The organism is Streptomyces sp. NPDC057474, from assembly GCF_042802555.1.
Classification (GTDB): Bacteria; Actinomycetota; Actinomycetes; order Streptomycetales; family Streptomycetaceae; genus Streptomyces.
Genome location: NZ_JBHVDX010000355.1, coordinates 1 through 6,747 on the forward strand (window position 1 = coordinate 1; position 6,747 = coordinate 6,747).

Below are 6,747 nucleotides of genomic sequence, written 5' to 3' on the forward strand. Positions count from 1 at the left end.
ATCCGGAACACCGGATGCGCCCCTCGCGCGTTCACGCCCGTCGGCCGCCGAAATCCGCTCAGCCGGCCAGGCAGGACGGGCCGAGCAGCACCTTCAGGTCGCCGAACAGGGCCGGATCCGGCTTCACCCGGTGCCGGTCGAGGCGTAGCACGGTCGTCTTGGTCGGGCCCTGGAGCCTGATCCTGACCTCGCTGTCGCCCTTGTGGTGGGTGAGGATCTCACCGAGCCGGCTGACCATCGGCGGGGTGACGCGGGTGGCCGGGATGGTGAGGATCACCGGTGCGTTGGTGCCCGCGTTCGACAGGTCGGGGACCTGCATCTCCATCGCGACCAGCCGCGGCACCTCCTCGCGCTTGTCGAGGCGGCCCTTCACGAACACGACCGCGTCCTCGACGAGTTGGGTCGAGACGAGCTGGTAGCTCGCCGGGAAGAACATGCACTCGATGGAACCGGCGAGGTCCTCCACCGTGGCGATGGCCCAGGCGTTGCCCTGCTTGGTCATCTTGCGCTGGAGGCCGGAGATGATGCCGCCGATGGTGACGACCGCGCCGTCCGCGTGCTCACCGCCGGTGAGCTGGGCGATGCCCGCGTCGGCCTTGTCGGAGAGCACGTGTTCCAGGCCGAAGAGGGGGTGGTCGGAGACATAGAGGCCGAGCATCTCCCGCTCCTGGGCGAGGAGATAGGTCTTCTCCCACTCGTCGGTGGTGAACTCGACGTCGAGTCCGAAGCCCGGCTCGCTGGTCTCCTCCTCGCCCATGCCGCCGAAGAGGTCGAACTGGCCCTCGGCCTCCTTGCGCTTGACCGCGACCACGTTGTCGATCATCGAGTCGAAGTGCGCGGTGAGGCCCTTGCGGGTGTGCCCCATCGTGTCGAACGCACCCGCCTTGATCAGCGACTCCGTGGTGCGCTTGTTGCAGGCGACCGCCTCGACCTTGTCGAGGTAGTCGGGGAAGGAGGCGTACTTCCCCTTGGCCTTGCGGCTGCGGATGATCGACTCGACCACGTTCGTACCGACGTTGCGCACGGCTTCGAGGCCGAAGAGGATGACGTCGTCGCCCTGGGCGGCGAAGTTGTGCTCCGACTCGTTGACGTTCGGCGGGAGCACCTTGATGCGCATGCGCCGGCACTCGTTGAGGTAGACCGCCGACTTGTCCTTGTCGTCCTTGACCGAGGTGAGCAGCGCGGCCATGTACTCGGCCGGGTAGTTCGCCTTGAGATAGCCGGTCCAGTAGGAGACGAGGCCGTACGCGGCCGAGTGGGCCTTGTTGAAGGCGTAGCCGGCGAAGGGGACCAGCACGTCCCACAGGGCCTGGATGGCCTCGTCGCTGTAGCCGTTCTTCTTGGCGCCGGCCTGGAAGATGGTGAAGTTCTTCGCCAGTTCCTCGGGCTTCTTCTTGCCCATCACGCGGCGGAGGATGTCGGCCTCGCCGAGCGAGTACCCGGCGATGATCTGGGCGGCCTTCTGCACCTGCTCCTGGTAGACGATCAGGCCGTAGGTGACCGCGAGGACCTCCTGGAGCGGCTCCTCCAGCTCCTTGTGGATCGGGGTGATCTCCTGGCGGCCGTTCTTGCGCTCCGCGTAGTTGATGTGTGAGTTCATGCCCATGGGGCCCGGCCGGTAGAGGGCCGAGACGGCGGAGATGTCCTCGAAGTTGTCGGGCTGCATCTGGCGGAGCAGCGAGCGCATGGGGCCGCCGTCGAACTGGAAGACGCCGAGGGTGTCACCGCGGCAGAGCAGTTCGAAGGTCGTGGGGTCGTCCAGCGGGAGGGCCAGCATCTCCAGGTCGATGCCCTTGTTGGCCTTCACCATCTTGATGGCGTCGTCCATGATCGTGAGGTTGCGCAGGCCCAGGAAGTCCATCTTCAGCAGGCCGAGCGACTCGCACTGCGGGTAGTCCCACTGGGTGATGGTCACGCCGTCGGTGTGCCGCACCCAGATCGGGGCGTGGTCGACGATGGGTTCGCTGGACATGATCACGCCGGCCGCGTGCACACCCATCTGCCGGACCAGGCCCTCGACGCCCTTGGCGGTGTCGATGACCTTCTTCACGTCCGGTTCGTTCTCGTACATCCCCCGGATCTCGCCCGCCTCGCTGTAGCGCGGGTGGGAGGGGTCGGTGATGCCGTTCAGGTCGATGCCCTTGCCGAGGACGTCGGCGGGCATCGCCTTGGTGAGCCGGTCGCCCATCGCGTACGGGTAGCCGAGCACGCGCGCGGAGTCCTTGATGGCGTTCTTCGCCTTGATCTTGCCGTACGTGCCGATCATGGCGACCTTGTCGGCGCCGTACTTCTCCGTCACGTACCTGATCACCTCGACGCGTCGGCGCTCGTCGAAGTCGATGTCGACATCGGGCATGGAGACGCGCTCGGGGTTGAGGAACCGCTCGAAGATCAGACCGTGCGGGATCGGGTCGAGGTCGGTGATGCCCATGGCGTACGCGACGATCGAACCGGCGGCGGAGCCACGGCCGGGGCCGACCGCGATGCCCTGCTTCTTGGCCCACATGATGAAGTCGGCCACGACGAGGAAGTATCCCGGGAACCCCATCTGGATGATGACGTCCATCTCGTACTCGGCCTGCTTCTGGCGGTCGTCGGGGACGCCGCCGGGGAAGCGGCGCTCCATGCCCCGGCGCACCTCCTCCTGGAACCAGGTGACCTCGGTGAAGCCGTCGGGGATGTCGAACTTCGGCATCAGGTTCTTGGCCTCGAACATGCCGGAGGTGTCGATCTGTTCGGCGACCAGCAGGGTGTTGGCGCAGCCCTCCTGCCAGGCGTCCGAGGAGTCGATGGCGTACATCTCGTCGGTGGACTTCAGGTAGTAGCCGGTGCCGTCGAACTTGAAGCGGTCCGGGTCGGAGACGTTCTTGCCGGTCTGGATGCACAGCAGGGCGTCGTGCGCGGCCGACTCGTGCGGGTACGTGTAGTGCGAGTCGTTGGTGACCAGCGGCGGGATGCCGAGCTTCTTGCCGACCCGGAGCAGGTCCTCGCGGACCCGGTGCTCGATGTCGATGCCGTGGTCCATCAGCTCCAGGAAGTAGCGGTCCTTGCCGAAGATGTCCTGGTACTCGGAGGCCGCCTTCACCGCCTCGTCGAACTGGCCGAGGCGCAGCCGGGTCTGGAGTTCGCCGGAGGGGCAGCCGGTGGAGGCGATGAGCCCCTCGGACCACTGGGAGATGGTCTCCTTGTCCATCCGGGGCCACTTCTGCAACCAGCCCTCGGCGTACGCGTCCGAGGAGAGCTTGAAGAGGTTGTGCAGGCCCGTCCTGTTCGCCGCCCAGATCGTTTTGTGCGTGTAACCGCCCGAACCGGACACGTCGTCCCGTTTCTGGTGCGGCTGGCCCCACTGGATCTTGCGCTTGTTGCGCCGGGACTCGGGGGCGACGTACGCCTCGATGCCGATGATCGGGGTGACGCCGGCCTTCTTCGCGGTGTGGAAGAAGTCGTAGGCCCCGTGGAGGTTGCCGTGGTCGGACATGGCGATGTGGGTCATGCCCATCTCGTTGCACGCGTTGAACATGTCCTTGAGCCGCGCGGCACCGTCCAGCAGCGAGTACTGGGTGTGGACGTGCAGGTGCGTGAACGGCGGCTTTGACACGGCTTCGGCCTCCAAGGGAAACAGACGTGAACGACTTCCCCACGGGCTGCGGACAGTCTGGGGGACAGCGTCGAAGTCTATGCCTCGGCACTGACACCGCGAGGGGTCTCCCCCGTACCTTCAAGGAGGAGTCGCGGGCACTCCCGCGTACCGTCGGACGTTCAGAAGTCGACCCACCCGTGATCCACCAGGAGGCACCCAGCGATGTCGGTTCCGCAGCTCAACGACGAGCGACGCGGCGAGGAGATCCTCGCCGTCTTCGACACCGCCTTCGGCCAGCTCCTGGCCGCCGACCCGGCCGCATTCCGCGTGAAGTTCCGGAAGATGGCGGCCTCGGCCTTCGCGTTCTACCGGGGCACGGCGTGCCTGTTCTACAAGGACCTGGACGACGAGAAGGCGTCCGGCCCGTACCTGGACGAGCGCACCTCGCGCGTGTGGATCCACGGCGACCTGCACGCGGAGAACTTCGGCACGTACATGGACTCCACGGGCCGCCTGATCTTCAATGTGAACGACTTCGACGAGGCGTACGTCGCCCCCTTCACCTGGGACCTGAAGCGCTTCGCCGCCTCCGTGGCGCTCGTCGGGTACGCGAAGGCGCTCAGCGACGAGCAGATCACGGAGCTGGTGGAGACCTACGCGGCCGCCTACCGCGAGCGGATCCACGCCATTGCGGCCGGCGCCAAGCGGGACGAGGTGCCTCCGTTCACGCTGGACACCGCCCAGGGCCCCCTGCTGGACGCGCTGCGCGACGCCCGCTCGCTGACCCGCTTCGGCCTCCTCGACTCGATGACGGAGATCCGTGACTTCGAGCGCCGCTTCGCGCCGGGCGGCGGCTCCATCGAGCTGGACGCGGCCACGCGATACAAGGTGCTGGCCGCCTTCGACGGCTATCTGGAGACGCTCCCGGAGTCCTCGCTGACCCGCCCGGACTCGTACCGGGTGAAGGACGTCGTCGGCCGCCGCGGCATCGGCATCGGCTCGGCGGGCCTGCCGTCGTACAACATCCTGTTGGAGGGGCAGAGCGACGCCCTGGAGAACGACGTCGTGATCTACATCAAGCAGGCCCAGACCCCGGCCGTCTCCCGGCACATCACCGACCAGCGGATCCGTGACTACTTCGAGCACGAGGGCCACCGCACGGTGATCTCCCAGCGGGCTCTGCAGGCGCACGCGGACCCGTGGCTCGGCTGGACCGAGCTGGACGGCGCCGGGCAGCTGGTCGCCGAGGTGTCGCCGTACGCGGTGGACCTGGACTGGAGCGACATCGACGACCCGGAGGAGATCGCGGCGGTCGTCGCCGACCTCGGCCGGGCCACGGCCACGATGCACGCGGCGGCGGACGACCTGACCGGGCAGTCCCTGGTGCCGTTCTCCACGGAGCGGGCCATCGACGCGGCGATCGCGGCCGACGAGGAGGGCTTCGCGCCGCTCCTGGTGGACTTCGCGCACGCGTACGGCGCACGCGCGCGTGCGGACCACCAGATCTTCGTCGACCTCTTCCGCAACGGCCGGATCCCCGGTCTGCGGAACCACTGAGACCCCCGAGAACCCCTCCCGCAGGCCACCGAGGAGAAATGAGGCATCGCCCACTCACAGGGCCCGTTTAACGCTCCCTTACGTGCGTGCGTGGGAGACTCTCCAACGCCATGGACATATCCGGGACCCCCTTCAGAGCCGTACGCGCGGCGCTGTTCACGGCGCTCGTCGTGACGCTCAGCACCGCGTCGCACGTGCTGCTGTCCAGGGTCCCGCTCCCGCTCACCACCGTCGCCGCGATCGCCGCCGCCGTCTTCCTCGTCGCCTACGCGCTGGCGGGCCGCGAGCGCGGCTTCGGGCGGATCGCCGGTGTGCTGATCCCGCTGGAGCTGACCGCCGACACGGTGTTCACCACGGGCCAGCACGCCTGTTACGGCGAGGCGGGCGGCCCCGTCACGGGTCCGCTGCGCCAGGTCGGGCTGGACATGCTGTGCGGCGGCGGCAGCGTCGGCGCGCCACTGGCGCGGGTCACCGGCGGCTCCGAGCGGGCGGCCGCGCTCCTGGCGGGCGCCGGTCCGGGCGCCGCCTGGCTGCTGCTCGCCGCGCACATCGGCGTGGGCCTCCTGGCCGCAGCCTGGCTGCGGCGCGGCGAGCGGGCGCTGGCCCAGCTGCTGGACGCCGCGGTCGCCGCCGGCTTCCGGCCGCTGCTGATCGCGGTCGCCACGGTCATGGTGCGGCCCCTCCGGGCGGAGCACCGGCCGACGTGCACCGCGCACCGTACGGCCACCGCCCGCACCCTTCTCCATACGCACTCCCTGGGACGGCGTGGACCGCCGTGCTCGGTCACCTTCGCGTGACCACCTCATGAGCACGAGCAGGTCCCCCACCGCACGTATCCGCGCACCACGTGTGCGCGTCCCACAGGGAGTTCACCCACATGAGCAAGCGGAACAGCAACGCGGCGAAGTCGGCGGCCCGTGAGCGGCTGCGCCTGGAGCGCGAGCGTCAGGCCAAGCGCGCCAAGGTCAGGCGGCAGGCGATCGTGGCGGGCTCGATCGTCGCGGTCCTCGCGATAGCCGGCGGCATCGGCTACGCGGTCGTCCAGAACAGCGAGCCCACCAAGTGGGAGGAGGCCGCCGACGCCACGGTGGTCGCCCCGGCCAACACCTCGGGCAAGAACGGCACCACCGTGCTGATCGGCGACTCCAAGTCCGACAACGTGGTCCACCTGTACGAGGACCCACGCTGCCCGGCCTGCGCCAGCTTCGAGCAGACCGTCGGCGAGACCGTCAACAAGGGCATGGCGGACGGCGACTACAAGCTCTCCTTCACGCTCGGCACCTTCCTCGACGGCAACCTCGGCGGCGAGGGCTCGAAGAACGCGCTGAGCGCGCTCGGCGCCGCCCTGAACGTCGGCCCCGAGGCCTTCCTCGACTACAAGACCGCGCTGTACTCGACCGAGTACCACCCGGAGGAGTCGACCGACGAGTTCGCCGAGGACAGCTATCTGATCAAGGTGGCGAACACGGTCGACGCGCTGAAGAACAACAAGAAGTTCCAGGACGCCGTCGAGAAGGCGCCCGCTGCCGCTACACGACCATCCAGAACTGGTCGAACAACGTCTACAACCTGGTCACCAAGCGCGCCGTGGCGTACGAGGGCGCGACCAT

3 protein-coding genes and 1 pseudogene are annotated in these 6,747 nt (G+C 68.2%); 3 read left to right on the forward strand and 1 reads right to left on the reverse strand.

The window, feature by feature from the left end; translation table 11 throughout:
- Positions 1-58 precede the first annotated feature (58 nt).
- Positions 59-3,598 carry a DNA polymerase III subunit alpha gene (gene dnaE, locus ACFU53_RS45515; protein WP_384005978.1) on the reverse strand — a complete coding sequence of 1,180 codons (3,540 nt, stop codon included), beginning with the start codon at positions 3,596-3,598 and terminating at the stop codon, positions 59-61.
- A 204-nt stretch (positions 3,599-3,802) separates the two neighbouring features.
- On the opposite strand from dnaE, the gene ACFU53_RS45520 reads away from it, so the two are divergent.
- The 3 genes and pseudogenes from ACFU53_RS45520 to ACFU53_RS45530 form a co-directional block, all read left to right on the forward strand.
- A complete protein-coding gene (locus tag ACFU53_RS45520) occupies positions 3,803-5,137 on the forward strand; it encodes a DUF2252 domain-containing protein (protein WP_384005980.1) in 1,335 nt (444 codons plus the stop codon).
- Between the two features lie 110 nt (positions 5,138-5,247).
- The gene (locus ACFU53_RS45525) at positions 5,248-5,934 is read left to right on the forward strand and encodes a hypothetical protein (protein WP_384005981.1); all 687 of its coding nucleotides are present in this window, start codon (positions 5,248-5,250) and stop codon (positions 5,932-5,934) included.
- 80 nt (positions 5,935-6,014) lie between these two features.
- A pseudogene (locus ACFU53_RS45530) lies at positions 6,015-6,653 on the forward strand (thioredoxin domain-containing protein); the annotation flags it as partial.
- Positions 6,654-6,747: the final 94 nt, after the last annotated feature.